Consider the following 25,008-nt stretch of genomic DNA (forward strand, 5'->3'; position numbering starts at 1 on the left):
GCGGACCCGGGTCCGGGTGGTTGCCCCACCATGACGTCGAAGACGAACGCTGACTTCTGGTTCGACCCCGCCTGCCCCTTCGCCTGGATCACCTCGCGGTGGATCCTCGAGGTGGAGAAGGTCCGCGACATCGAGGTGACCTGGCACATCATGAGCCTGGCCTTCCTCAACGAGGACAAGGACATCTCGGAGGAGTACCGCGGCTTCCTCAAGACCGCGTGGCAGCCCGTGCGCGTGGTCCAGGCCGCCAAGGAGAAGTACGGTCAGGAGGCCCTGCTCCCGCTCTACACCGCGCTGGGCACCCGGATCCACATCGAGAAGCAGGACAAGGACCGCGCGATGATCGAGGCGGCCCTCGAGGAGGCCGGCCTCGACGTCTCCCTCGCGGACGCGATGGACGACTCGTCGTACGACGACGCGATCCGCGACTCCCACCGCCGGGGCATGGACCAGGTCGGCAACGAGGTCGGCACCCCGACCATCGCCTTCAACGGCCACGCGTTCTTCGGCCCGGTCATCAGCAAGGCCCCGAAGGGCGAGGACGCCGGCAAGATGTGGGACGCCTTCGTCACCCTCTCGGCCTTCGAGCACTTCTACGAGCTCAAGCGCAGCCGCACCGAGGATCTCGACTTCAGCTGATCCTCCTGCGCCTCCGTCGCAGCAAGATCCCTGCGGAGGACGGCGGCGCGTCGTACTGTTCGCGCGTGGGTGTGAAGGCCCGGGTAGCCCGTGGAGCGGTCGTGTCGGCCGTGGTCGTCGCGGTCGTCGTCGACGCGACGGCGGAGAGATACGCCGTGGCCAATGCCGCCTACCTCGGGGTGATGGTGGGCGCGAGCCTGGCGGCCTGGTTGGGCTTTGCCCGGTCCGTGCTGGAGGACCGGACGGTGCCGCTGCTGATCGCTGCCGGTATCTCGGCATCTGCTCTGGGCGAGGTGCTGTGGGCCTTGGTCGACGCGGCTGGGGGCGACACCGACGTCTCCGTGGCCGACCCCGCGTGGTTCGCCGGGTACATCTTCCTCTGCGGCGCGGTGTGGGTGGTGCTCCGCGAGAGCCGACCCGATGGTCAGGCCACCTTCGAGTACGTGCTCGACGCGTTGACGATCGTGTCCGTCAGCATCCTGGTCTTCTGGCGCATGTCGGTCGGAGAGATCGTCGCCGACCCGACGCAATCTCCGTTCGTCCGGCTCGTCTGGGCGGCGTACCCGATCCTCGACGCGGTGCTGCTGGCCCTCGTGGTCCGTGCCCTGCTCAGTCGGAGCGCCCGTGCCGCCATCGACGGTTGGTTCGCCGTCGGTGTCTGCCTGTGGCTGGCGGCCGACATCGCCTACTTGCAGACGTCGACGAGCGACACCGCCGACACGCTCATGGAGGCCGCATGGATGGTCGCTCCCGTCCTGATCGCGCGCTCCGCCTGGCGGACGAGGCCGGTGGTCCCGACGGCCCCTCGCGCAGGTGCGGTCGGAGGCTGGGTGGTCCCGATGATGATCGCTGTGTGCCCACTGCTCATCCCGCCCGGTCTGGAGCTCGTGGCTGATCTGCGGGGACGTCCCGACCACCCCTTCCAGCTCCTCATCGGGATGGCCGCGGTCATCACGCTCGCCTTCGTGCGGACCGGTCGTCTCATCCGCTCGGAGCAGCGGGCGCAGCGCGAGAGCGAGGTGGCTCGAGACGCAGCGCTCGCGGCGTCCGAGACCAAGTCCGTCTTCCTCGCGAACATGAGCCACGAGATCCGCACCCCGCTGACGTCGATCCTCGCCTCGGGCGAGCTGCTCGACGACACCGACCTGGATCCCGTCCAGCGCAAGCTCCTCGAGAGACAGCACCACTCGGGCGTACGCCTGATGTCCCTGGTCGAGCGCATCCTCGACTTCTCCCGGATCGAGGCGGGCGAGGCCGTCCTGGACAGGGTCGACGTCGATGTGCGCGCGCTGGTGGCGGACCTCGCCGACACCTTCCGGCCGCGGGCGACGCAAGCAGGGGTCCGCTTCGACATCGAGATCGATCCTGGGGTGCCGCCCCTTGTCGTGGGTGATCCGATCCGCGTCTTCCAGGTGGTGTCGAACCTGGTCGACAACGCGCTGAAGTTCACCGAGGCCGGCTCCGTACGGCTGAGCGTGCGACCGGGTCACGGTGACCTGGTGGTGTTCCGGGTGACCGACACCGGGATCGGGATCAGCGAGGCGGACCAAGCCTCCGTGTTCGAGTCGTTCCGCCAGGTCGACGGGTCGACCACCCGGCGGTTCGGTGGCAGCGGTCTGGGCCTCGCGATCTGTCGGGAGCTCACCGAGCAGATGGGCGGCACCATCGAGGTCGAGAGCGAGCTGGGCGTCGGCAGCTCGTTCGTCGCGTCGATCCCGCTGCCCTCACCCGTGGCCGTCGGCGGGTGAGACGAGTCACCGTCCGACACCCGGGCGCGACCGGGCGGCGAATGCGGTGGCGGAGCATCCCTAGGATCAACCCATGAGCAAAGTCCTGTCCGCCGTCGCCTGGCCGTACGCAAACGGCCCGCGCCACATCGGCCACGTGGCCGGTTTCGGTGTGCCCTCCGACGTCTTCAGCCGCTACATGCGGATGGCGGGCCACGACGTGCTCATGGTCTCCGGCTCCGACGAGCACGGCACCCCGATCCTGATCGCCGCCGACGAGGCGGGCGTGACGCCGCAGGCCCTGGCCGACCAGAACCACCGGATCATCGCCGAGGACCTGACGTCGCTCGGGCTGACCTACGACCTCTACACGCGCACGACCACGCGCAACCACCACGCGGTCGTGCAGGAGCTGTTCACCGGGGTCTACGACAACGGCTACTTCGTCGAGCAGACGACGTACGGCGCGATCTCGCCGTCCACGGGCCGCACCCTGCCCGACCGCTACATCGAGGGCACCTGCCCGATCTGCGGGTACGACGGCGCGCGGGGCGACCAGTGCGACAACTGCGGCAACCAGCTCGACCCTCACGACCTGATCGACCCGCGCTCGAAGATCAACGGCGAGACGCCGGAGTTCATCGAGACCCAGCACTTCTTCCTGGACCTGCCGGCCCTGGCGGAAGCGCTCACCGAGTGGCTCGACGGGCGCGAGGCGTCCGGCACGTGGCGGCCCAACGTGATCCGCTTCAGCCAGAACATCCTCAAGGAGATCCGGCCGCGGGCGATGACGCGCGACATCGACTGGGGCATCGCCGTCCCGCTCGACGGCTGGCGGGAGAACCCCACCAAGAAGCTCTACGTGTGGTTCGACGCGGTGATCGGCTACCTGTCCGCGTCGATCGAGTGGGCACGGCGCACGGGCGACAACGACGCCTGGCGCCAGTGGTGGAACGACCCCGAGGCCCTGTCCTACTACTTCATGGGCAAGGACAACATCACCTTCCACAGCCAGATCTGGCCGGCCGAGCTGCTGGCCTACTCCGGCAAGGGTGACAAGGGCGGCACGCTCCACGAGCTCGGAGATCTCAACCTGCCCACCGAGGTCGTGTCGTCGGAGTTCCTGACCATGGAGGGCAAGAAGTTCTCCTCGTCGAAGCGGGTCGTGATCTACGTCCGCGACCTGCTCAGCCGCTACCAGCCCGACGCGTTCCGCTACTTCGTCGCGGCGGCCGGCCCGGAGAACCAGGACTCCGACTTCACCTGGTCGGAGTTCGTACGCCGTACCAACGACGAGCTCGTCGCGGGCTGGGGCAACCTGGTCAACCGCACCGCCAACCTGATCGCCAAGAACTTCGGGGAGATCCCGAAGGCCGGCGCGCTGACGGCCGAGGACCAGGCGCTGCTCGACTCCGTCGAGGCCTCCTTCGGCGTCGTCGGTGACCTGATCGCTCGGCACCGCCAGAAGCAGGCGATCGGCGAGGCGATGCGCGTGGTCGCCGAGGTCAACAAGTACGTCTCCGACACCGAGCCGTGGAAGATCAAGGACGACCCCGAGCGGCTCGGCACGGTCCTGCACGTCGTCGCGCAGTGCGTGGTCGATCTCAACCTCGTGCTCTCGCCGTTCCTCCCGTTCTCCGCCAACGCCGTCGACGCGGCCTTCGGCGGCGCCGGTGACCTGGTCCCGATGCCGCACATCGAGGAGGTCGACGACCTCGACGGCGGCGCGCCGTACCCGATCATCACGGGGGACTACTCCGGTTTCCCGGCCTGGGAGCGCACGCCGATCGTCCCGGGCACCGTGGTGGTCAAGCCGACGCCGGTCTTCACGAAGCTCGAGCCGTCGGTGGTCGACGAGGAGCTGGCCCGCCTGGCGGGCGAGTGATGGCGCGGGTCGCGCTGCTCGGCGAGGACCGCGGGCACCGCAGCCACCAGGAGCTCAACGCGCTGAGGCCGATGCTGGACGTCGAGACGGCCTGGGTGGCGTCCGACTCCGGCTTCGCCGTCGAGGACTACGACGGGGTCTGGCTGGTGCCCGGCTCGCCGTACGCCGACGACGATGCGGTGCTGCGTGCGCTGACCGTCGTCCGCGAGCGCGGCATCCCGTTCCTGGGATCGTGCGGCGGCATGCAGTACGCCGTCGTGGAGTTCACCCGCTCGGTGCTGGGCGCCCCCGCGACGCACGCGGAGTCCGACGGGGTCGGCGACGACAACGTGGTCGGTGCCCTGGCGTGCAGCCTGTACGGCGAGGAGCGCGTCGTGACGCCGGTGGGAGGAACCCGCTTCGCGTCCTGGGTGCACGAGCCCTTCGTCGGCATGCACTTCTGCAACTACGCGCCGACCGCGGAGGCCGTCGACCGACTGGTCGGGGCGGGCGTCGTGGTCGGCGCGACCGCGGACGACGCCGGCGCCGAGGTGCTGGAGTTCCCGGACCACCCGTTCTACGTCACCAGCATGTTCCAGCCGCACATCGGCGCGCTCGCCGGTGCGCCGGTGCACCCGCTGGTGCGTGAGTTCGTCCGCGCCGTGCGGCAGAGTGCTCGTCGTGCGTGAGGGAGAGCCGAGCAGGACCGCCTTCGGAGCCGCCGCGCTCCGCGCCGCCCACCAGGAGTCCGACGAGCCGCGGATCTTCACCGACCCGCTCGCCCGCCAGATCCTGGGCGGCGAGGAGCCGCCGGACCCGTCGTGGGACCAGCCCCGGCTGCGCCTCTTCATCGCGGTGCGGCACCGGTTCGCGGAGGACTCCCTCGCGGCGGCCGTCGCGCGCGGCACCCGCCAGGTCGTCGTGCTCGGCGCGGGGCTCGACACCTTCGCCTACCGCAACCCCTTCCCGGACACCCGCGTCTTCGAGGTCGACTTCCCGGCGACCGGAGCGTGGAAGCGCGAGCGCCTCGCCGAGACCGGCATCGCGGTGCCGGACAACGTCGCGTACGTCGGGGTCGACTTCGAGCGCGACTCGCTGGCCGAGCGCCTGGCCGAGGCCGGGTTCGATGCGACCCGGCCTGCCTTCTTCCTCTGGATGGGCGTGGTGCCCTACCTCTCCGACGAGGCGGTGCGGGCCACGCTGGGCGTGATCGCCGCCGTGCCCGACGGCGAGGTCGTCTTCGACTACATCCGACCCGTCGACCGCTCGCCCGAGCGGGCGCGGCCCGACCGCGCGACGCTGATGTCCCACGTCGCCGGTGTCGGTGAACCGCTGCGCGCGGGCGTCGAGAGCGAGGCGCTGCACGCGATGCTGGCCGAGCTCGGCTTCACCGAGGTCGAGGACATCGGCCGTCGCGAGATCCGTGCGCGCTACCTCGGGCTGCCGCCGGGCGACGCGGAGGGCGACGCGCACGTGCTGCGGGCACGCACCTGACGTCGTACGCTCCCGAGCGTGAGCCTGGCCTTCCTCATCACCGCCCTGGTCATCGTCGCCACGCCCGGCACCGGTGCGCTCTACACGATCGCGACCGGCCTGGCCCGCGGGACCCGTGCCAGCATCCTGGCCGCCTTCGCCTGCACGCTCGGGACCCTGCCGCACCTGCTCGCGGCGGTGACCGGTCTGGCCGCGGTGCTGCACGCGAGCGGCGTCGCGTTCGAGGCGATCAAGTACGCCGGTGTCGCCTACCTGCTCTGGATGGCCTGGGCGACCTGGCGCGACACCGGAGCGCTGAGCGTCGACACCGCGGGCGGTCCGGCCTCGAAGCGCCAGGTGATCGCGTCCGGCATCACGCTGAACCTGCTCAACCCCAAGCTGACGATCTTCTTCTTCGCGTTCCTGCCGCAGTTCGTCCCGGCCGGCTCGGCGCACCAGCTCACCCACATGCTGCTGCTGAGCGCGGTGTTCATGGCGATGACGTTCGTGGTCTTCGCGGGGTACGGCGCCGGCGCAGCAGCGCTCCGCGACCGGGTGCTGACCCGCCCCCGGCTGGTGCGCCGGATCCGGCAGGGCTTCGCCGTCTCGTTCGTGGCGCTGAGTGCCCGGCTGGCGGTCGAGAGCCGCTAGCCGTCGGTGACCCGGCCACGCAGCGACTTGGTCTGACCGCGCTGCTTCTTGGCGTCCAGTCGACGCTCCTTGGACCCCCGCGTGGGCTTCGTCGGGCGACGCGGCGGGGGAGGCGGAGCGAGCGCCTCTCGCAGCTGGTCGGCGAGTCGTTCGCGGGCGGCGACCCGGTTGCGGTGCTGCGACCGGTGCTCGGTCGCCACGACGCGCACCACGGGTCCCGGCAGGCGGGAGAGCAGCCGGTCTCGCTGCGCCTCGGTGAGGGTGGTCGACGCAGCGACGTCGTACTCGATCTCGACCCGGCTGTCGGTCGTGTTGACCGACTGCCCGCCCGGTCCGGGCGACCGCGAGAAGCGCTCGACCAGCTCGCCGTCCGGGATGTCCAGCCCCTCGGGCACTCCGGGCCCGGGCGGGACGCGGACGTTCATCCGCGCTTGCGCCACTCGATGGCGGGACAGGTGTCCATCACCATCGGGACGCCGGCGCCGGTCGTCCGCGCGAAGGCGTCCTCGTCGATCACGCCGAGCTGGAACCACACGCCACCGGCGCCGATCGCGACCGCCTGGTCCGCGAACTCGCCGGCCTGCTCCGAGCGGCGGAAGACGTCGACGACGTCGACCGGGAACGGCACGTCGGCGAGGGTCGCGTAGCCCTGCTCGCCGAGCACGGTCGGCGCGCTCGGGTGGATCGGGACGATCCGCCTGCCGCGCTGCTGGAGCAGGGCGGCGATCTCGTACGCCGTACGGCTCGGGTCGCCGGAGAGGCCGACGACCGCCCAGGTCTCGGCGTCGAGCATCGTCTGCACCTGCTCCGGGTCCTGCCAGCTCGTCACGAGATCCAGGGTAGTCACCTGGTGTTACTCCCAAGTTCGCCAATCGCCTGACGGTGCTGGGAGCCCGGTCTAGTGTGCGTGTGACCGTTGCCACTCGTGTGGCCCTCACTTGTTCCAGAGGAGCACAACCTTCATGACCCTTCGTCTTCGCGCCGCCGCCCTGGCCGGCACCGCCACCGTTCTCGCGGCCGGTGCCCTGGTCGGGACCGCGAGCACCGCCGCACAGGCGGCTGACCCGGCTGGTGTCGGCTACAGCTGCGTCACGTCGCTCAGCCCCGACCCGATCCCGGTCACCGTGGGGGTCACCGGCTTCCCGACGGCCGTCACGGCCGGCAAGACCGTGCCCGCCGGCCCCGTACCGGTCAGCTTCACGCTCTCGCGCGCGGTGCTCGACGGCATGGCCTCCAAGGGCATCAACCAGGCGGGCGTCAGCTCCAACGACTTCGCGATGGGCGTCGGCGCCACGAAGGTCGCCCTGACGGGCGTGAGCGTCGCCAAGAGCGCGACCCCCGCGTCGGGTGACATGACGATGACCGCGGACAGCAAGAACGCGCCGTTCGCGGCGCCCGCGGCTGGGTCCTACGACCTCACGCTGCCGACGACCTTCAACGCGACGGTCGACACCAACCTGATCCCGCTGCCCGTGGCCTGCACGATCGTCGACCAGAGCAAGGCGAAGATCGGCACCGTCACCAGCACCGCGCCGGTCGGCCCGCAGGGCTCGGCGTACAGCTGCGCGATCGGCGCCAACCCGCTGACGGTCTACGTCGACGCGACCACGGTCCCGGACTTCTCGCCGGCCACCACCGGCTCGACCATCCCGGCCGTCGCCGAGCAGATCAAGGTCAACTACACGATCCCGGCCGCGAGCGCCGCGCTCCTGGCGCCGGCCACCTCGGCCTCGTTCGGCAGCGGTGACTTCGGCTTCCGGATCGGCGACTCGGGCAGCAGCATCCCGTCCGCCGACCTGACCTCCGCCTCCGGCACGATCTCCGCCGGCGACGACCTGGTCCTGCCGGCCGAGAGCACCAACAACGAGTTCACGGTCCCGGCCGTCGGCACCTACGACCTCAAGCTGCCGTCGACCTTCACGGGCTCGCTCACGACCAGCAGCTCGCCGAACGCCTCCACCGGCACCTGCACGATCGTCGACGACTCGACCTCGACCGTCGGCGCGCCGTTCACGGTGACGAAGCAGAGCTCGTCCACGAAGGCCACCGCCCCGAAGAGCGTGAAGAAGGGCGCGGCCGTCAAGGTCTCCGTCACCGTCACGCCCGGCACGGCGTCCGGCAAGGTCACGGTCAAGGACGGCTCGAAGTCGGTCGGCAGCGCCATGCTGGCCAACGGCAAGGCGACCGTCACGGTCAAGGGCCTCAAGCCCGGCAAGCACACCCTCACCGCGTCGTACGCCGGTGACTCCTCCACCAGCGCCTCGAAGAGCAAGGCGATCACGGTGACGGTCAAGAAGAAGTAGCACCCGCACCACACGCTGACGCCCGGCCGGGTTCTGCCCCGGCCGGGCGTTCGCATGTCGTTACCCGTCGGTAAACTCGGGGCCATGAGCTCCGACTTCCCCCTCTACGCCCTCTCCGAGGAGCACCAGGCGATCCGCGAGGCCGTGCGTGCCCTGTGCGACGCGAAGGTCGCGCCGTACGCCGCCGACGTCGACGAGAACGCCCGCTACCCCCAGGAGGCGGCCGACGCGCTGCTGGCCGCGGACTTCCACGCGCCGCACGTGCCGGAGGAGTACGGCGGCGCCGGGGCCGACGCGCTCGCCACGGTGATCGTGATCGAGGAGGTCGCCCGTGCGTGCGCGTCCTCCAGCCTGATCCCGGCCGTCAACAAGCTCGGCTCGCTGCCCGTGCAGATCTCCGGCTCCGAGGAGCTGAAGGCCACCTACCTCGGCAAGCTCGCCCGCGGTGAGGGCGGCTTCTCCTACTGCCTCTCCGAGCCCGACGCCGGCTCCGACGCGGCCGGCATGAAGGCCCGCGCGGTGCGCGACGGCGACGACTGGGTGCTCAACGGCGTCAAGCGCTGGATCACCAACGCCGGCGTCTCGGAGTACTACACCGTCATGGCCGTCACCGACCCCGACAAGCGCTCGCGCGGCATCTCGGCGTTCGTCGTCGAGAAGTCCGACGAGGGCGTCTCGTTCGGAGCCCCGGAGAAGAAGCTCGGCATCAAGGGCTCGCCCACCCGCGAGGTCTATCTCGACAACGTCCGGATCCCCGGCGACCGGATGATCGGCGCCGAGGGCACCGGCTTCGAGACCGCCATGAAGACCCTCGACCACACCCGCGTCACCATCGCCGCGCAGGCCGTCGGCATCGCCCAGGGTGCGCTCGACTACGCGCTCGGCTACGCCCGGGAGCGCAAGCAGTTCGGCAAGCCGATCGCCGACTTCCAGGGCCTGCAGTTCCTGCTCGCCGACATGGGCATGAAGGTCGAGGCGGCTCGTCAGATGACGTACGCCGCCGCCGGCCGCTCCGAGCGCGGTGACAAGGACCTGACGTTCTTCGGCGCATCGGCGAAGTGCTTCGCGTCCGACGTCGCGATGCAGGTCACCACCGACGCTGTGCAGGTGCTCGGCGGTTACGGCTTCACCCGCGACTACCCCGTCGAGCGGATGATGCGCGACGCCAAGATCACCCAGATCTACGAGGGCACCAACCAGGTCCAGCGCATCGTGATCGGCCGCCAGCTCCTGGCCGGGGTCCAGTCGCAGCTGTAGGTCACACCGCTGCCGGCGGGGCGACCGTGGGGGCCACCAGGGAGCCCGTCGCGTCGCCCCAGGCGGCTCGCGCCCCGGAGTCGCCGACGCGGTAGACCTGGACCCCGCACGCCACCGCGGCGACGACCGCCAGCACGGCGACGACGGTGAGCGTCGCGCCAGCAGGCTCGGTGTCCTGCCGCTCGCGGCGCCACTGCAGGTAGACCAGGGCCGCGGACGTGATCAGCAGCGCGAGCGCGAACCAGACGAGCTGGTCGCCGAGCTCGGCGTGCTCGCCGGGGTCTCCGACCCGCTTCTCCAGCTCCTCGCCGCTCGACGTCGCGATCGGGCAGAGGATGGTGGCGACCAGGGCCGCGCCGACCACCAGGACGCCGTAGGGCACGCGCCACTGCGGTCGGATCGCGATCAGGAGCGTGCCCAGGATCGCGAGGGGAAGCAGCACCACGACGCCGTGGACCACGAGCGGGTGCAGAGGGATCCCGTTGATCGTGTCGAACATCGGCCGGCCACCTTCGGGTCGTCGTCTGCGGGCAGTCCCATGCTAGGGGGGTGGCTGGGTCCGGTCCGGGGGCTCCTGCCCGACCACGCGGGACCTTGGTCACCAGCCGCCGTCTAACGTCGCGTGCATGGGTACGACGATCGAGATCACGACCGCGGACGGCACCGCCGAGGCCTACCTGACCGGTGAGCCCGGCACGCCGGGCGTGCTGTTCTACGTCGACGCGATCGGGCTCCGGCCGCAGATCGAGGAGATGGCCGACCGGATCGCGGCATGGGGCTACGTCGTCCTCGCGCCCAACGTGTTCTACCGCGACGGCAGCGCTGCCGAGCTCGCTCCGCAGGGCGACCTGCGGGAGGCCGGTGCCCGCGAGGCGTTCTTCGCCGGCGGTGTGTCGGAGCGGGTCGGCGGGCTGACTCCCGACAAGTCCGGCCCGGACGCCGACGCCTGGGTCGCGGAGCTCGCGAAGCACGCGGGCGAGGGTCCGATCGGCGTCACCGGCTACTGCATGGGTGCGCGGCTCGCCGTCCGCACCGCCGGGCAGTTCCCGGGTGTCGTCGCCGCCGTCGGTGGCTTCCACGGCGGCGGGCTGGTCACCGATGCCCCCGACAGCCCGCACCTCGCGATCGCGCCGTCGACCGCGGACTACGTGTTCGGTCACGCCGACCAGGACCGATCGATGCCGGTCGAGGCGGTCGCCGCACTGGGCGAGACCCTCGAGGCCGCCGGCCGCCCGCACCTCAACGAGGTCTACGAGGGCGCGCCGCACGGCTACTCGATGGCCGACACGTCGATGTACGACGAGGCCGGGGCCGAGCGGCACTTCCGCGTCCTGCAGGACCTCCTGGCGCGCACGCTCTAACCTGACCGGATGACCGGCGAGGTCCCGTCCATCGGACGCGGCGAGCTCGAGGCGCTCCAGCTGGAGCGCCTGCGCGACGTCGTCCGCCGCGTCCACGAGCACGTGCCCCACTACCGGCACGCGTTCGCCGAGGCGGGCGTCGGGCCCGACGACCTCCGGACCCTGACCGACCTGGCCCGCTTCCCGTTCACGGGGAAGGCCGACCTGCGGGCCAACTACCCCTTCGGGATGTTCGCGGTACCGCGCGAGCAGGTTGCCCGCGTGCACGCGAGCAGCGGCACGACCGGCAAGCCGACCGTCGTCGGCTACACCCAGGACGACATCGACACCTGGGCCGAGCTGATGGCCCGATCGATCCGGGCCGGTGGCGGTCGCCCCGGCGACCTCGTGCACATCGCCTACGGCTACGGGCTCTTCACCGGCGGGCTCGGTGCCCACTACGGCGCCGAGCGGCTCGGCTGCACGGTGGTGCCGGTCAGCGGCGGCATGACCGAGCGCCAGGTGCAGCTGATCCTCGACTTCGAGCCGCGGGTGATCATGGTGACCCCGTCGTACTTCCTGGCGATCCTCGACGAGCTCGACCGCCAGGGCGTCGACCCGCGCAGCACCGCGCTCGAGGTCGGGCTCTTCGGCGCCGAGCCGTGGACCGACGAGATGCGGCGCGCGGTCGAGGAGCGGGCCGGCATCCGGGCGGTCGACATCTACGGGCTGTCCGAGGTGATGGGGCCGGGCGTCGCCCAGGAGGCGGGGGAGACCCAGGACGGCCTGCACGTCTGGGAGGACCACTTCCTCCCGGAGGTCGTCGACCCGGTCACGCTCCAGCCGGTGCCGGACGGCGAGGTCGGCGAGCTGGTCCTCACGACGCTGACCAAGCAGGCGATGCCGGTCATCCGCTACCGCACGCGCGACCTGACCCGGCTGCTGCCGGGCACGGCCTACCCCGCGTTCCGGCGGATGGAGAAGGTCACGGGCCGCACCGACGACATGATGATCGTGCGGGGCGTCAACGTCTTCCCGAGCCAGGTCGAGGAGCAGATCCTCGCCGTCGACGGGCTGTCGCCGCACTACCTCTGCGTGCTCACCCGGCCCGGCAGCCTCGACGAGCTCACCGTGCAGGTCGAGGCCGCGACGGAGTCGTACGCCGCGGACCTGGGCGCTCGCCTCGCGGACCGGATCAAGCAGCGGATCGGCGTGACGGCGCGGGTCGAGGTCGTGGCGCCGTACGGCTTGGAGCGCTCGCTGGGCAAGGCGAAGCGGATCAGCGACCAGCGTCCCCGCTAGTAGATCTCCGGGAGCTCGGACGCCTTGCCGGTGAAGACGGGCGGGCGCTTCTCGAGGAACGCCGCGACGCCCTCCTTGCCGTCGCCGATCGACTGCCAGTACATCGCCAGCGAGTCCGACAGGTGTGCGTCGAGGGGTTCGGCGGCGGCACTGTTGCGGTAGAGCAGCCGCTTGGCCAGGCCGAGCGCGGCGGGGGAGCGGCCGACCACGAACGAGCGCGCCAGGTCGTACGCCGCGGGCAGGAGGTCGTCCGGCTCGTGCACGCTGCGCACGAGTCGGCCGGCCAGCACGGCGTCGGCGTCGAGGATGTCGGCGGAGTAGACCCACTCCAGCGCCTGCTGGATCCCGACGATCCGCGGCAGGAACCACGACGACGCGGCCTCGGGCACGATCCCGAGCCGGCCGAAGACGAAGCCGATCCGGGCCTTGGTCGACGCCATCCGGATGTCCATCGCGAGCGTCATCGTCGCGCCGATGCCGACGGCCGGTCCGTTGATCGCGGCGATGACCGGCTTCGGCAGCGCGTGGATCGCCAGCGTCACCTTGCCGCCCGTGTCGCGCACCCCGTCGTCGTACGGCGCCTGGTCGTACGACGCGCGGAACTCCTCCGGCGTCGGCCGCACCGACTCGTCGAGCCCGAAGACGTTGCCCGAGGCCGACAGGTCCATGCCGGCGCAGAACGCCCGACCGGCGCCGGTCACGACGACCGCGCGGACCTCGTCGGCCCACGCGTCGACCCGGAAGACCCGCTCGAGCTCGCGGGCCATCGTCAGGTCGAAGGCGTTGAGCTGGTCGGGGCGGTTGAGCGTCAGCGTGGCGATGCCGTCGGCATCCACCGCCCAGTCGAGGGTCTCGTAGCTCATCCGGTCACGCTCTTGGGCAGGCCGGTGGGCGTGCAGAGACTCTTGGGGATGTCAGCGGTCTTGTCCTGCTTGATGTAGCCGAACATCTGCTTCGACCGCTGCGGGTCCCAGTGCACCGCCAGGTCGGAGATGGGGACGACGCAGCTGAGGTCGACGTTCCGCATGGCCAGTGCCCACTTGGCCGCACCGACCGGCCCCATGTTGTCGCCGAAGGCGAAGAAGCCGGGGATCGCGTTCGCGAGGCGCCAGTAGCGCACCGGGTTGATGAACGTCCACGGCGAGAACGCCTCGCTGCCGACCGCCGCCACGACCTCGCGCTGGTGCTTCACGCGCGTGATGTCGCCGTAGCGCGGATCGCTGTGACGCGACCGCGCGTAGCCGAGGGCGGTCTTCCCGTCCGCCTCCTGGCAGCCCTTCTTGATGTCCAGGCCCGCCAGCTTGTCCTTCATGTCGAACGTCGGGCAGATCTGGATCCCGCCCACGGCGTCGACGACTCCCGCGAGACCGCCGAGGCCGATCTCGACGTAGTCGTCGATCTTGATCCCGGTGTTGAGCTCGATGGTCTTCGTCAGGAGCTTCGCGCCGCCGTCGGCGCCGCGACCGTTCGCGTAGCCGTAGGCGTAGGCCGCGTTGATCTTCGTGGTGCCGTAGCCGGGGACCTCGACCAGCGAGTCCCGCGGGATCGACATCAGCAGGTTCGGCCCGCTGCCGGTGTGCAGCAGCATGATCGTGTCCGTGCGCTGACCCGAGGCGTCGCCGGTGTGGTACTCCTTCCGCTGCTCCTTCGAGAGGTCGCCGCGGGAGTCGCTGCCCACCATGAGGTAGGTCGTCCCGGGCTGGTCGTCGGGGCGCTTGCCGCTCGGCTCGAAGTCGACCTTGTCGACCTTCGTCCACGCGTAGAGGGGTACGGCGGCCAGGTAGACGGCCCAGGCGAGGACCAGCACCAGCAGGATCGCGAGGTAGAACTTCGGGCCGCGGCTGCGACGGGGACCGCCGGCGCCCGGGGTCGGCGCGACCGGCGGGGGAGTCGGCGGCGTGCCCTGGCGTCCTCCCGGGGCGGTGCTCGGCGGGGGCAGGGGGGCGGCCGGCGGTGGGGTCGGTCGCTGCTGCGACGACTCGGGACGCGGCATCGTGGGCATCACCCTGGTCTCGTCGGGGCGCGGCTCGTGAGGCGGCTCGTCAGCGGCACCGCCGCCGCCGTACAGCCAGTGGTACTCGGGAGTCCCGTCCTCAGGCTCGCCGTCTCCCTGGGGACGATCGTTCATGCGGCGACGGTACCGGGTCGTCCGACACGCATTGGTGACCCCCGGCGCGTCGTACGCGGATGTGACCCATGTGACTGGTGATACTTGGCGGGCACCACCACTTCCCCGTTCCATGTACACCAGAGAGGCGTCTCGATGCCGCCCGTCTCTTCCCCCGGGTCGTTCACCGCCCACGAGCGTGCCGCACGGATCCGCTTCCGCCGTGCCGTGTCGCTGATGCTGATGACCCTCGTGCTGCCGGGTTCGGCGCAGCTGGTCGCCGGCAACCGCAAGGTCGGCCGGATCGCGCTGCTGACCTGGGCGCTGCTCGTGGTGACGGCCGTCCCCGCGCTGCTCGCGGCCGCGATCTGGCACGGTCTCGCCTTCTGGTTCGTCTTCGACACCGGCGCGCTGCTGGTCCTGCGGCTGCTGCTGACCGGGCTCGCGATCGGCTGGGCCTACCTCTTCGTCGACGCCTGGCGGCTCGGCCAGCCGCTCACGCTCAACATGGGCCACCGCCGCGCGGCGATCGGCGTCAACGGCGTGCTCTGCTTCTCCGTCGCTGCCGCCCTGCTCTTCAGCGCGCACCTGGTCGGCGTGCAGCGCGGGCTCGTCCTCGCGCTCTCCGGCGACGGCGTCGTCAGCGGCGCCCACGACGGTCGCTACAACGTGCTGCTCCTCGGTGGCGACTCCGGGGCCGGCCGCTGGGGACTCCGGCCCGACTCGATGACGGTCGCGAGCATCGACGCCGACACCGGTCGGACGGTCCTCATCTCGCTGCCCCGCAACATGAAGAACTTCCCCTTCGTGAAGGGGTCGGTGATGCACCAGCAGTTCCCCGACGGGTTCGACGCCGACTACCTCAACGGGGTGAGCACGTGGGCCGGCGACAACACCGGCCTCTTCCCCAAGTCGGACAACCCGGGCGTCGACGCCACGATCATGGCGATCGAGGGCATCACCGGGCTGAAGATCAACTACTGGGCGATGGTCAACCTCGAGGGCTTCAAGGACCTCGTCGACGCGGTGGGAGGCGTGACGCTCAACGTGCGCCAGCCGATCCCGGTGGGTGGCCTCGGGGACGACGTCACCGGCTACATCCAGCCCGGCGTACGCAAGCTCGACGGCCACGACGCGCTCTGGTTCGCCCGGGCGCGCGACGACTCCGACGACTACTCGCGGATGGCGCGCCAGAAGTGCGTCATGAACGCGATGCTGCAGCAGATCAGCCCGCAGACGGCCGTCACGAACTTCGCGGACATCGCGAGTGCCGGCTCGGCGCTGGTCTCGAGCGACATCCCGTCGAGCGAGTTCTCGAAGTTCGCCCAGCTGGCGCTCAAGGCGCGCGGCCAGAAGATCTCGACCCTCTCGCTGGTGCCGCCGATGATCAACACGGCCGATCCCGACATCAAGCTGATCAAGAGCAAGGTCGCGTCCGCCATCGACCGGGCCGAGGGCACCGCGTCGGCGCCCGGGTCGGGCCCGAAGGTCAAGGACGACACCGTCACCGGTGGCTCGCTCGGCTCGCTCCGCAAGGGGTACGCCGCCAACGAGGCCGACGACCTCGGTTCTGCCTGCTAGCGCAACCTCCTCAACCACCGGGGGTGGCGCATGGCAGGCTCGTCCTGTGTCATCCCGCACGCTGCTCGCCCTCGACGGCAACTCGCTCCTGCACCGGGCGTTCCACGCCTCGATGGGGAGCGGGTTCCACACCGCTGACGGCCGGCCGATGTGGGCGGTCCGCGGGCTGCTGTCCCAGCTCGTGTCGGCGGCCGACCGGGTGTGCGCCGACGCCGTGGTGGTCGGCTTCGACGACCCGTCGGCGAGCGTGCGCCGCGACCGGTGGCCGACGTACAAGGCCCACCGCGCGCCCAAGCCGGCCGCGCTGGAGGTCCAGCTCGAGGCTGCCGTCGACGCCCTGCGCGACCTCGGGGTCCAGGTCGTCGTGCCGACCGGGCTGGAGGCCGACGACGTGCTCGCCAGCGCCGCCGCCTACGCCCCCACGATCGGGGCCCGGACCGTCGTGGTCACCTCCGACCGCGACTCCTTCGCGCTGATCGGTGAACACACACGGATGCTCCGGATCCTCAACGGGGGCGTCGAGGCGTCACCGCTGCTCGACCCCGCGCGGCTGGTCACCCTGACCGGCGTCCGACCCGACCAGTACCTCGACTACGCCGCGCTCCGTGGCGACGCCTCCGACAACCTGCCGGGCGTCCCGGGCTTCGGCCCGAAGACCGCCGCGCGGCTGCTCGCGGTCCTCGGGTCGGCGCGCGCCGCCTTCGACGACGCTGCCGGCGACGGTGCCCGGTGCCGGGCCGTCGTCGGCACCGCCCTCACCCGGACGCTCGCCACGCCGGAGGCTCGCGCCGCCTGGGAGCTCAACTGCGCCGCGATGACGATGGTCGACACCGTCGACCTCGGGCTCGACCTCGAGGGCGGCGTCGGCTCCCTCCCGCTGGACGAGGCGGCGATCCAGGCGACGTACGCACGGTTCGGCCTGCACCTGCCCGCCGCCGTACGCGCGCTCGCGCTCCGCGAGACGGGGCCGCGTGCCGACACGCCCGAGCCTGCATGGGTCGGCGCACCGGCTCCACAGCGCTTTCCCAGGCTCGTCCGGCCCGCTCCGGTCGAGGAGCGCTCGGTCCAGGAGGCGTTGTTCTGATCCGCGTCGGCTGACGACGCGATAGGTTTCCCGGGACCCGGGGGGATCCGCTCTCGAGAGGTATCCCCATGAAGCGCTCCACCCTGCTCCTGCCCGCGCTGGCCCTGGTCCTCGGTGGCCTCGTCGCCGGGTGCGGCGGCTCCGACGGTTCGGACGGCAGCGACGCCGGCTCCGACGCCAGCTCGGCAGCCCCGACGATCACGCACGACGACTTCGTGACGCAGGCCAACGCGATCTGCACGGACGCGGCCGCAGAGCTCCAGACCGCCGGCGCGGAGCTGACCGACACCTCGACCCAGGACGAGGTCGTCGCGTTCATCACCGACACGGCGATCCCGAGCTTCCAGAAGCAGCACGACGACATCGCCGCCCTCGGGGTGCCGGAGGGTGACGAGGACGCCGTCGACACGCTGCTCACCTCGCTGCAGGCCGACATCGACAAGGTCGCCGCCGACCCCGCCGCCTTCACCACCGCCACGGACCCGTTCGCCGAGGCCAACGCCGCGGCCGACGACCTCGGTCTGACCGAGTGCGGCAGCAACAGCTAGCGGCTGCGCGGTGACCGACCTCTAGGGTGGTCGCCGTGAGTGGGAGCGACGGACGACGTGTCATCGCCGTCGTCGTGACCTTCAACCGCCTCGACCTCGTCCAGCGGCTCGTCGAGCGGCTGGGCGAGGTGCCGGAGCTCGCCGAGGTCCTCGTCGTCGACAACGCGTCGACCGACGGCACGGGGGAGTGGCTCGCCGGTCTCGACGGGTCGGTCCACGGCCGCACCCTCGCGGAGAACAGCGGCGGCGCGGGTGGCTTCCACGACGGACTGGCCTGGGCGATCGAGCGCGACGCGGACCTCGTCTGGCTGATGGACGACGACGGCCTGCCCGACCCCGACTGCCTCGCCCTGTTGCTCCAGGAGCCCGGCCTCGACTTCTGGGGGCCGCTGGTCGTCGACCAAGACGACCCGACCCGCCTGGTGTTCCCGATCCGCCTACCCGGCGGGACCCGGGTGGTGCACCGGATCGGGGACGTCGAGCGCGCCGCCACCGATGGCCGGATCGACGGGATCGTGATCCCCTTCAACGGTGTGCTGGTGACCCGCGAGCTGGTCGAACGGATCGGCCTCCCGCGCGCCGAGTACTTCATCTGGGGCGACGACCACGAGTACCGCCTCCGTGCCGAGGCCGCCGGCGCCAGGATCGCGACCGTCGTCGGCGCGCAGGTCAGGCACCCGGCCGTCGGTGAGCTCGGCACACCGATGCTCTTCGGCCGGACGACGTACAACCACACGCCGAGCGACCTCAAGCACTACTGCATGGCGCGCAACAACCTGCTCAACCTCCGCGACTACCGCGGCTGGCCGCACGCGCTCGCGTTCGTCGCGAAGACGATGTGGTTCTACACCTTCACCCGGCCCAGCGCCGGTCGGATCGCGATGAGCTTCCGGGCGATGTACGCCGGCCTCCGCGGCGACTTCACCGGCCACCGGAAGTACCTGCGATGAGCGCCGCGCCGGAGACGGTCGCGGTCGTGGTCGTCACCTACAACCGCGCCGAGCTGCTGGTCGGCATGCTCGACGGCCTGGCCGCGCTCGACCGGCTGCCGGACGCGGTCATCGTGGTCGACAACGCCAGCACCGACCGCACGCCCGAGGTCCTCGCCGCGGCGACCAACCCGGGTCTGCAGGTGGTCCGGTCCGAGGACAACCTCGGCGGCGCGGGTGGCTTCCACCTGGGGGTCCGCACCGCCTACGAGCGCGGCTTCGACCGGATCTGGCTGATGGACGACGACGTCGTCCCCGCGCCCGACTGCCTCGGCGTCCTGCTCGCGCAGGACGAGGCCTGCCTGATGGCCGTCCGTGAGGACACCCACGGCCGGCTTGTCGAGAAGGCCGCCACGCGCTTCGACCTCACCAGCCCGCTGGCGATCCGGCCCAAGACGGGCATGGTCGAGACGACGTACGGCCGCCGGGACGCCATGCCCGAGCGGGTCGAGCTCGAGAACGTCGCCTTCGAGGGCTTCATGGTGCGCCGGGACGTGGTCGACGCGATCGGGCTCCCGGACCCGTCGTACTTCATCTTCTACGATGACGTCGACTACGCCCTGCGGGCGCGTCGGGCCGGCTTCCGGATCTGGGCGGTCCGCGACGCGGTGCTGGTCCGCCAGCTCGACTTCGACCAGCAGCACGACCTGAGCGGCTGGAAGGGCTACTACATGTACCGCAACCTCTTCGCGGTCCACCTGCGGTACGGCGAGAACGCGCTGGTCCGCCTCAAGCCGTGGCTGATCACCGCGGCCGTCGTCGTGCTCAGCCCGTTCCGGGGCGGACGCCGCGAGGCCGGCAATGTGATCCGAGCCATGCGCGACGCGCGGGGAATGCGGGTCGTACCCGCGCGATCCGTAGACTGACCGATCGTGTCAGCACCTGATCTCGTCGTTGTCGGCTCCGGCTTCTTCGGCCTCACCATCGCCGAGCGCTGCGCCTCGGAGCTGGGGCTCAACGTCCTCGTGCTCGAGCGTCGCTCCCACCTCGGCGGCAACGCCTACAGCGAGTTCGACGAGGAGACCGGCATCGAGGTGCACGTCTACGGGACGCACCTCTTCCACACCTCGAACAAGAAGGTGTGGGACTACGTCACCGGCTTCACCGACTTCACGGGCTACCAGCACCGGGTCTTCGCGAAGTACCAGGGGCAGGTCTACTCGTTCCCGATGAACCTGGGCCTGATCAACCAGTTCTTCGGCAAGGCGCACACGCCCGACGAGGCGCGCGCGCTGATCGCCGAGCAGGCCAGTGAGATCGCCACCGAGGACGCGACCAACCTCGAGGAGAAGGCGATCAGCCTGATCGGCCGCCCGCTCTACGAGGCGTTCGTGAAGGGCTACACCGCCAAGCAGTGGCAGACGGACCCGAAGGAGCTTTCGGCCGACATCATCACGCGGCTGCCGGTGCGCTACACCTTCGACAACCGCTACTTCAACGACACCTACGAGGGCCTCCCGGTCGACGGCTACACCGCCTGGCTGGAGCGGATGGCCGACCACCCCAACATCGAGGTGCGTGTCGACACCGACTTCTTCGACGTCGCCGACGAGTTCAAGGGCAAGGTCCCGATCGTCTACACGGGCCCGGTCGACGAGTACTTCGGCAACTCCGAGGGCCGGCTCTCGTGGCGCACCATCGACCTGGAGCGCGAGACCGTCGACGTCGACGACTACCAGGGCACCGGTGTCGTCAACGCCAACGACGAGGACCTTCCTTACACCCGTACGCTGGAGTTCAAGCACCTCCACCCTGAGCGGACGTACCTCCCCGGCAAGACGATCGTCGTGCACGAGTACTCCCGCTTCGCGGAGGAGGGCGACGAGCCCTACTACCCGATCAACACCGCCGATGACCGCGCCAAGCTGCTGAAGTACCGCGAGCTGGCGAAGAAGGAGCCGATGGTGCTCTTCGGCGGTCGGCTCGGCACCTACAAGTACCTCGACATGCACATGGCCATCGGTTCGGCCCTCTCCATGTTCGAGAACAAGCTCCGGCCGCACTTCTCCGAAGGCGAGCCCCTCACGAGCGGAGGCGTCGACGAATGACCACCCGACTCCTGCAGCGCCAGATCCTTCCCCAGGACCGTGACTTCGAGGTCATGGCCCTCTACGTCGACCCCGAAGAGGCCAAGCTCGACGCGGACAAGTACGAGATCGGCGGCAACCGGGCGGCCAAGGACCTCAACAACGCTGCCATCCGGCAGTCCACGTCGACCGGTCTCTCGATCCACCCCGACCAGATCGAGTCGCGCACGGCGCTCCGGGTCCGGTCCGGCGAGCGGCTCTCGTTCGGCACCTACTTCAACGCGTTCCCGGCCAGCTACTGGCGCCGCTGGACGATCGTCAAGGACGTCGAGCTCACCGTGAAGGTGGCCGGCGCCGGCGCCACGGTCATCGTCTACAAGTCGATGGCCCGGGGCCACGCCCAGCGGGTCGCGTCGGCGAGCACCGGGCTCGAGGGCACCGGCACCTTCGTCTTCGAGCTGCCGCTCAAGCCCTTCGTCGACGGTGGTTGGTACTGGTACGACGTGATCGCCGGCGACGACGACGTGGTCGTCGAGTCCGCCGAGTGGACCGCCGAGGTGCCGGACGACCGGGCCGAGCACGGCACCGTCGACATCGCGATCACCACGATGAACCGCCCCGACTTCTGCGCCAAGCTGATCGGCCAGCTCGCTGACGACGAGGTGCTGCGCCCCTACCTCGACACCGTGCTGGTGATGGAGCAGGGCACCGACAAGGTCACGGACTCGCCGTACTTCGCCAAGGCGGAGGGTGCGCTCGGGGAGACCCTGCGCGTCATCGAGCAGGGCAACCTCGGCGGCTCGGGCGGCTACGCCCGCGGCCAGCTCGAGTCGGTCCGCAAGGGCACCGCGACCTACGCGATGATGATGGACGACGACGTCGTCTGCGAGCCCGAGGGCGTCATCCGTGCGATCACCTTCGGCGACCTCGCCCGCCGCCCCACGATCGTGGGCGGCCACATGTTCAACATCTACTCCCGGGCCCGGCTGCACAGCTTCGGCGAGATCATCCAGCCGTGGCGCTTCTGGTGGCAGTCGCCGCTCGACACCTACAGCGACTGGGACCTCTCCTCGCGCAACCTGCGGTCCAGCCGCTGGCTGCACAAGCGGATCGACGTGGACTTCAACGGCTGGTTCATGTGCCTGATCCCGCGCTCGGTGCTCGAGGAGATCGGCCTCTCGCTGCCGCTCTTCATCAAGTGGGACGACTCGGAGTTCGGCCTGCGCGCCAAGGCCGCCGGCTACCCGACCGTGACGTTCCCGGGTGCGGCCGTGTGGCACGTCCCGTGGACGGACAAGAACGACGCGACCGACTGGCAGGCCTACTTCCACCACCGCAACCGGCTCGTGGCGGCGCTCCTGCACTCGCCATACCCCAAGGGCGGCCGGATGGTCCGCGAGAGCCTCAACCACCAGATCGCCCACCTGGTCTCCATGCAGTACTCCACCGCCGAGCTCCGCCTGATGGCGATGGAGGACGTGCTCGCCGGGCCCGAGGGACTGCACGCGCTGCTGCCCACCCGGCTCGCCGAGGTCAACGCCTTCCGCAAGCAGTTCCCCGACGCGCAGCTCGAGGTCGACCCCGACGCCTTCCCGTCGGTGCGGCGCAAGAAGCCGCCGCGCAAGGGCAAGGACAACGCCGAGATCCCGGGTCGGCTCTCGCAGCTGATCAGCGCCGGGCTGCAGCCGATCCGCCAGCTCAAGGCGCCCCGAGAGATGTCTCGCGAGCACCCCGAGGCCGAGGTCCGCGCGATGGACGCCAAGTGGTACCGCCTCGCGAGCTACGACTCGGCGATCGTCTCGATGAACGACGGCTCCTCGGCCGCGTTCTACCGCCGCGACTCGGCCCAGTTCCGCGACCTGATGAAGCGCACCCTCGCCATCCATGAGCGCTACCGCCGCGAGTGGCCGCGGCTGGCCGAGGAGTACCGCGCCAAGCTGGGCGACATCACGTCGCCCGAGGCGTGGGAGGAGACGTTCCGTCCGTGGATGGACGGGGGACTCGATGACTGACCTCTCCGACCCGGTCGCCGCCACGCCGCGACCCGTCCACCACGTCGAGGGCCCGCTCGTCTCGCCGGCGTCGACCACCGGCCTGCTGGAGGTCTTCCGGCGCCGCTACCTGCTCCGCCTGCTCGTGCGCCGCGAGGTCAGCGCCCGCTACCAGGGCTCGTTCCTGGGGCTGCTGTGGTCGTACGTCAACCCGCTGTCGCAGTTCCTCATCTACTACGTCGTGATGGGCGTGCTGTTCCAGCTGCACAAGGATGTGCCGAACTTCGCCATCCACATGTTCTGCGGCATCATCATCGTCCACTTCTTCAACGAGACCTTCAACGCCGGCACCCGCTCGATCGTGCGCAACAAGGCGCTGGTGCAGAAGATGGCGCTGCCCCGCGAGATGTTCCCGGTGGCGTCGATGCTCGTCTCGGGCTACCACGTCATCCCGCAGGTCGTGATCCTCCTCATCGCCTGCCTGCTGCTCGGCTGGACACCTGCGGTCGGGGGGCTCGCCGCGTTCGTGCTCGCCCTCCTGATCATCGGCCTCGTCGGTACGGCGATGGCGTTGCTCTTCAGCGCCGCGAACGTCTTCTTCCGCGACGTCTCCAACGTCGCCCAGATCATGACCAACCTGGTCCGCTTCGGCGTCCCGATGATCTACCCCTACTCGTTGGTCCAGGAGCGGTTCGGCGAGGCAGCTCGCTTCTACCTCTACAACCCGCTCGCGGACGCCGTGCTGCTCTTCCAGAAGGCGTTCTGGGTGGGCACCACCGACGACCCCGCCGCGACGTCGGCCAAGCACATCCCGAGCGACCTCTGGGCCTACTCCTTCCTCGCCCTCGGGGTCGGCATCGTGCTGCTCGTGGTCGGCCAGCTCGTCTTCTCCCGGCTGGACAACAAGATCCCGGAGCGCCTCTGATGTCGGGCAACGAGTCGATCGTCGTCGACCACGCGACGAAGTCCTTCACGCTGCGCTACCACCGCACGTTCAAGCAGATGACCGTGGCCGCGATCCGTCGCCAGGAGATCAGCAACACGTTCCGTGCGGTCGACGACGTCTCGTTCACCGTCAACCAGGGTGAGTCGATCGGACTGATGGGCCTCAACGGCTCCGGCAAGAGCACCCTGCTCAAGCTGATCAACGGCGTGATGCGCCCCGAGGGCGGCCAGGTCCTCACCCGGGGCCGGATCGCCGGCCTGATCGCGACCGGAGCGGGCTTCCACCCCCAGCTGACCGGCCGCGAGAACGTCTACCTGAACGCCGCCGTGCTCGGCATGTCCGAGGCGGAGACCCGGCGGAAGTTCGACGCGATCGCCGACTTCGCCGACCTCGGCAAGTTCCTCGACTCCCCGGTGGGCCACTACTCGTCCGGCATGAACTCGCGACTCGGCTTCGCCGTCGCGATCCACGTCGACTCCGACATCTTCCTCGCCGACGAGGTCCTCGCGGTGGGGGACAAGCCCTTCAAGAAGAAGTGCCTCGAGAAGATGCAGGAGATCCGCGACGGCGGCCGCACCCTGGTCTACGTCAGCCACGCCGCGGGCTCGGTCCGCAAGATGTGCGACCGCGTGATCGTCCTCGAGAAGGGTCGGGTCGGCTTCGACGGCGACGTCGACGAGGGCATCAAGTACGTCAAGTACGACTCCGACGAGGAGAACGAGAACGACCTCGAGCAAGACGAAGACTCGGACTACGGCGCCGAGATCTGAGCTGCCCGAGCCTGAGCCTGCGAAGGCTCGGATGCTGCAGCCAGGTCGAGTAGCCGCGCGAGCGACGCAGGAGCTCGCGACCGGCGTATCGAGACCGCATCAGGGTCTCGATACGCTCGCTGGCGCTCGCTACTCGACCAGCGAGTAGCTGAGGACGCTCGCTACTCGACCAACGAGTAGCTGGGGACGCTCGCTACTCGACCAGCGAGTACGCCTGAGCGATGGCGGAGCCTGCGGCTTCCGTTTCCTCCCTGGCCTGCTCGACGTACGAGGTCGTCGTGGTCTGGACCTGTCCACGCCTGGGGCAGGAATTACACGTCTGAGATTTCTTGACAAATCTCGGATTCATCGGCGTGGCGAGTGGAAATTACACGTTTGTAGTTACTCACGAAACCTTCCGTCACTCCTG

General features: G+C 70.2%; 24 protein-coding genes. 19 read left to right on the forward strand and 5 right to left on the reverse strand.

Features of this window, described 5'->3' with window-relative positions:
- Positions 1 to 30: 30 nt before the first annotated feature.
- The 6 genes from ABLE68_RS14595 (at position 31) to ABLE68_RS14620 (ending at position 6,354) form a co-directional block, all read left to right on the forward strand.
- A complete protein-coding gene (locus ABLE68_RS14595; protein WP_348872301.1) occupies positions 31 to 639 on the forward strand; it encodes a mycothiol-dependent nitroreductase Rv2466c family protein in 609 nt (202 codons plus the stop codon).
- Between the two features lie 65 nt (positions 640 to 704).
- Positions 705 to 2,387: a sensor histidine kinase gene (locus ABLE68_RS14600; RefSeq protein ID WP_348872303.1), complete on the forward strand. Its 1,683-nt coding sequence runs from the start codon at positions 705 to 707 to the stop codon at positions 2,385 to 2,387.
- Positions 2,388 to 2,460: 73 nt separating this feature from the next.
- Entirely contained in the window at positions 2,461 to 4,251 is a 1,791-nt protein-coding gene (gene metG / locus ABLE68_RS14605; protein ID WP_348872304.1) for a methionine--tRNA ligase, read from the forward strand.
- Positions 4,251 to 4,919, forward strand: coding sequence for a glutamine amidotransferase-related protein (locus ABLE68_RS14610; RefSeq protein ID WP_348872306.1), 669 nt, complete (start codon positions 4,251 to 4,253; stop codon positions 4,917 to 4,919). Before metG ends, ABLE68_RS14610 begins: the two co-directional genes overlap by 1 nt.
- Positions 4,912 to 5,724: a class I SAM-dependent methyltransferase gene (locus ABLE68_RS14615; RefSeq protein WP_348872308.1), complete on the forward strand. Its 813-nt coding sequence runs from the start codon at positions 4,912 to 4,914 to the stop codon at positions 5,722 to 5,724. The genes ABLE68_RS14610 and ABLE68_RS14615 overlap by 8 nt, the downstream gene beginning before the upstream one ends.
- Positions 5,725 to 5,742: 18 nt before the next feature.
- Entirely contained in the window at positions 5,743 to 6,354 is a 612-nt protein-coding gene (locus ABLE68_RS14620; protein WP_348872311.1) for a LysE family translocator, read from the forward strand.
- Here ABLE68_RS14620 and arfB read toward each other — a convergent pair.
- On the reverse strand, positions 6,351 to 6,779 hold the full coding sequence (gene arfB, locus ABLE68_RS14625) for an alternative ribosome rescue aminoacyl-tRNA hydrolase ArfB (RefSeq protein WP_348872312.1): 429 nt from the start codon (positions 6,777 to 6,779) through the stop codon (positions 6,351 to 6,353). The genes ABLE68_RS14620 and arfB overlap by 4 nt on opposite strands.
- Positions 6,776 to 7,183 carry a CoA-binding protein gene (locus tag ABLE68_RS14630; RefSeq protein WP_348872314.1) on the reverse strand — a complete coding sequence of 136 codons (408 nt, stop codon included), beginning with the start codon at positions 7,181 to 7,183 and terminating at the stop codon, positions 6,776 to 6,778. The genes arfB and ABLE68_RS14630 overlap by 4 nt, the downstream gene beginning before the upstream one ends.
- Positions 7,184 to 7,316: 133 nt before the next feature.
- On the opposite strand from ABLE68_RS14630, the gene ABLE68_RS14635 reads away from it, so the two are divergent.
- Positions 7,317 to 8,657 carry an Ig-like domain-containing protein gene (locus ABLE68_RS14635; RefSeq protein WP_348872317.1) on the forward strand — a complete coding sequence of 447 codons (1,341 nt, stop codon included), beginning with the start codon at positions 7,317 to 7,319 and terminating at the stop codon, positions 8,655 to 8,657.
- 84 nt (positions 8,658 to 8,741) lie between these two features.
- A complete protein-coding gene (locus ABLE68_RS14640; RefSeq protein WP_348872318.1) occupies positions 8,742 to 9,914 on the forward strand; it encodes an acyl-CoA dehydrogenase family protein in 1,173 nt (390 codons plus the stop codon).
- A 1-nt stretch (position 9,915) separates the two neighbouring features.
- Here ABLE68_RS14640 and ABLE68_RS14645 read toward each other — a convergent pair whose 3' ends face one another.
- Entirely contained in the window at positions 9,916 to 10,413 is a 498-nt protein-coding gene (locus ABLE68_RS14645) for a DUF2231 domain-containing protein (RefSeq protein ID WP_348872320.1), read from the reverse strand.
- A gap of 127 nt (positions 10,414 to 10,540) precedes the next feature.
- Between ABLE68_RS14645 and ABLE68_RS14650 the strand changes: the two genes are divergently transcribed.
- Both ABLE68_RS14650 and paaK read left to right on the forward strand, forming a co-directional pair.
- Positions 10,541 to 11,275, forward strand: coding sequence for a dienelactone hydrolase family protein (locus ABLE68_RS14650; protein WP_348872323.1), 735 nt, complete (start codon positions 10,541 to 10,543; stop codon positions 11,273 to 11,275).
- Positions 11,276 to 11,284: 9 nt separating this feature from the next.
- Entirely contained in the window at positions 11,285 to 12,556 is a 1,272-nt protein-coding gene (gene paaK, locus ABLE68_RS14655; RefSeq protein WP_348872325.1) for a phenylacetate--CoA ligase PaaK, read from the forward strand.
- On the opposite strand, the gene ABLE68_RS14660 is transcribed toward paaK, so the two are convergent.
- Both ABLE68_RS14660 and ABLE68_RS14665 read right to left on the reverse strand, forming a co-directional pair.
- The gene (locus tag ABLE68_RS14660) at positions 12,553 to 13,419 is read right to left on the reverse strand and encodes a crotonase/enoyl-CoA hydratase family protein (protein WP_348872326.1); all 867 of its coding nucleotides are present in this window, start codon (positions 13,417 to 13,419) and stop codon (positions 12,553 to 12,555) included. The two genes, paaK and ABLE68_RS14660, sit on opposite strands and share 4 nt — an antisense overlap.
- A complete protein-coding gene (locus tag ABLE68_RS14665; RefSeq protein WP_348872327.1) occupies positions 13,416 to 14,684 on the reverse strand; it encodes an LCP family protein in 1,269 nt (422 codons plus the stop codon). The genes ABLE68_RS14660 and ABLE68_RS14665 overlap by 4 nt, the downstream gene beginning before the upstream one ends.
- Before the next feature lie 135 nt (positions 14,685 to 14,819).
- On the opposite strand from ABLE68_RS14665, the gene ABLE68_RS14670 reads away from it, so the two are divergent.
- The 9 genes from ABLE68_RS14670 to ABLE68_RS14710 all read left to right on the forward strand — a co-directional run bounded on the left by ABLE68_RS14670 (position 14,820) and on the right by ABLE68_RS14710 (position 24,599).
- The gene (locus tag ABLE68_RS14670) at positions 14,820 to 16,244 is read left to right on the forward strand and encodes an LCP family protein (RefSeq protein WP_348872328.1); all 1,425 of its coding nucleotides are present in this window, start codon (positions 14,820 to 14,822) and stop codon (positions 16,242 to 16,244) included.
- Between the two features lie 46 nt (positions 16,245 to 16,290).
- Positions 16,291 to 17,328 carry a 5'-3' exonuclease gene (locus tag ABLE68_RS14675; RefSeq protein WP_348872330.1) on the forward strand — a complete coding sequence of 346 codons (1,038 nt, stop codon included), beginning with the start codon at positions 16,291 to 16,293 and terminating at the stop codon, positions 17,326 to 17,328.
- Positions 17,329 to 17,396: 68 nt separating this feature from the next.
- Positions 17,397 to 17,876, forward strand: a complete 480-nt coding sequence (locus ABLE68_RS14680) for a hypothetical protein (RefSeq protein WP_348872331.1) — start codon at positions 17,397 to 17,399, stop codon at positions 17,874 to 17,876.
- Between the two features lie 35 nt (positions 17,877 to 17,911).
- The gene (locus ABLE68_RS14685) at positions 17,912 to 18,826 is read left to right on the forward strand and encodes a glycosyltransferase family 2 protein (RefSeq protein ID WP_348872332.1); all 915 of its coding nucleotides are present in this window, start codon (positions 17,912 to 17,914) and stop codon (positions 18,824 to 18,826) included.
- On the forward strand, positions 18,823 to 19,731 hold the full coding sequence (locus tag ABLE68_RS14690) for a glycosyltransferase family 2 protein (protein WP_348872334.1): 909 nt from the start codon (positions 18,823 to 18,825) through the stop codon (positions 19,729 to 19,731). The genes ABLE68_RS14685 and ABLE68_RS14690 overlap by 4 nt, the downstream gene beginning before the upstream one ends.
- A gap of 3 nt (positions 19,732 to 19,734) precedes the next feature.
- The gene (gene glf, locus ABLE68_RS14695; RefSeq protein ID WP_348873280.1) at positions 19,735 to 20,913 is read left to right on the forward strand and encodes a UDP-galactopyranose mutase; all 1,179 of its coding nucleotides are present in this window, start codon (positions 19,735 to 19,737) and stop codon (positions 20,911 to 20,913) included.
- Positions 20,910 to 22,904, forward strand: coding sequence for a glycosyltransferase (locus tag ABLE68_RS14700; RefSeq protein ID WP_348872335.1), 1,995 nt, complete (start codon positions 20,910 to 20,912; stop codon positions 22,902 to 22,904). Before glf ends, ABLE68_RS14700 begins: the two co-directional genes overlap by 4 nt.
- A complete protein-coding gene (locus ABLE68_RS14705) occupies positions 22,897 to 23,808 on the forward strand; it encodes an ABC transporter permease (protein ID WP_348872336.1) in 912 nt (303 codons plus the stop codon). Before ABLE68_RS14700 ends, ABLE68_RS14705 begins: the two co-directional genes overlap by 8 nt.
- Positions 23,808 to 24,599, forward strand: coding sequence for an ABC transporter ATP-binding protein (locus tag ABLE68_RS14710; protein ID WP_348872337.1), 792 nt, complete (start codon positions 23,808 to 23,810; stop codon positions 24,597 to 24,599). Before ABLE68_RS14705 ends, ABLE68_RS14710 begins: the two co-directional genes overlap by 1 nt.
- Positions 24,600 to 25,008 lie beyond the last annotated feature (409 nt).

This window comes from Nocardioides pollutisoli (genome assembly GCF_040045055.1).
Lineage (GTDB): Bacteria > Actinomycetota > Actinomycetes > Propionibacteriales > Nocardioidaceae > Nocardioides > Nocardioides tweenelious.

Coding starts and splice junctions, on each gene's coding strand:
- ABLE68_RS14645 (WP_348872320.1), bottom strand. CDS start 10,413: ATGTTCGACACGATCAACGGGATCCCTCTGCACCCGCTCGTGGTCCAC.
- metG (WP_348872304.1), top strand. CDS start 2,461: ATGAGCAAAGTCCTGTCCGCCGTCGCCTGGCCGTACGCAAACGGCCCG.
- ABLE68_RS14680 (WP_348872331.1), top strand. CDS start 17,397: ATGAAGCGCTCCACCCTGCTCCTGCCCGCGCTGGCCCTGGTCCTCGGT.
- ABLE68_RS14665 (WP_348872327.1), bottom strand. CDS start 14,684: ATGAACGATCGTCCCCAGGGAGACGGCGAGCCTGAGGACGGGACTCCC.
- ABLE68_RS14595 (WP_348872301.1), top strand. CDS start 31: ATGACGTCGAAGACGAACGCTGACTTCTGGTTCGACCCCGCCTGCCCC.
- ABLE68_RS14660 (WP_348872326.1), bottom strand. CDS start 13,419: ATGAGCTACGAGACCCTCGACTGGGCGGTGGATGCCGACGGCATCGCC.
- ABLE68_RS14705 (WP_348872336.1), top strand. CDS start 22,897: ATGACTGACCTCTCCGACCCGGTCGCCGCCACGCCGCGACCCGTCCAC.
- ABLE68_RS14710 (WP_348872337.1), top strand. CDS start 23,808: ATGTCGGGCAACGAGTCGATCGTCGTCGACCACGCGACGAAGTCCTTC.
- arfB (WP_348872312.1), bottom strand. CDS start 6,779: ATGAACGTCCGCGTCCCGCCCGGGCCCGGAGTGCCCGAGGGGCTGGAC.
- ABLE68_RS14640 (WP_348872318.1), top strand. CDS start 8,742: ATGAGCTCCGACTTCCCCCTCTACGCCCTCTCCGAGGAGCACCAGGCG.
- ABLE68_RS14690 (WP_348872334.1), top strand. CDS start 18,823: ATGAGCGCCGCGCCGGAGACGGTCGCGGTCGTGGTCGTCACCTACAAC.
- ABLE68_RS14670 (WP_348872328.1), top strand. CDS start 14,820: ATGCCGCCCGTCTCTTCCCCCGGGTCGTTCACCGCCCACGAGCGTGCC.
- ABLE68_RS14700 (WP_348872335.1), top strand. CDS start 20,910: ATGACCACCCGACTCCTGCAGCGCCAGATCCTTCCCCAGGACCGTGAC.
- paaK (WP_348872325.1), top strand. CDS start 11,285: ATGACCGGCGAGGTCCCGTCCATCGGACGCGGCGAGCTCGAGGCGCTC.
- ABLE68_RS14635 (WP_348872317.1), top strand. CDS start 7,317: ATGACCCTTCGTCTTCGCGCCGCCGCCCTGGCCGGCACCGCCACCGTT.
- ABLE68_RS14650 (WP_348872323.1), top strand. CDS start 10,541: ATGGGTACGACGATCGAGATCACGACCGCGGACGGCACCGCCGAGGCC.
- ABLE68_RS14610 (WP_348872306.1), top strand. CDS start 4,251: ATGGCGCGGGTCGCGCTGCTCGGCGAGGACCGCGGGCACCGCAGCCAC.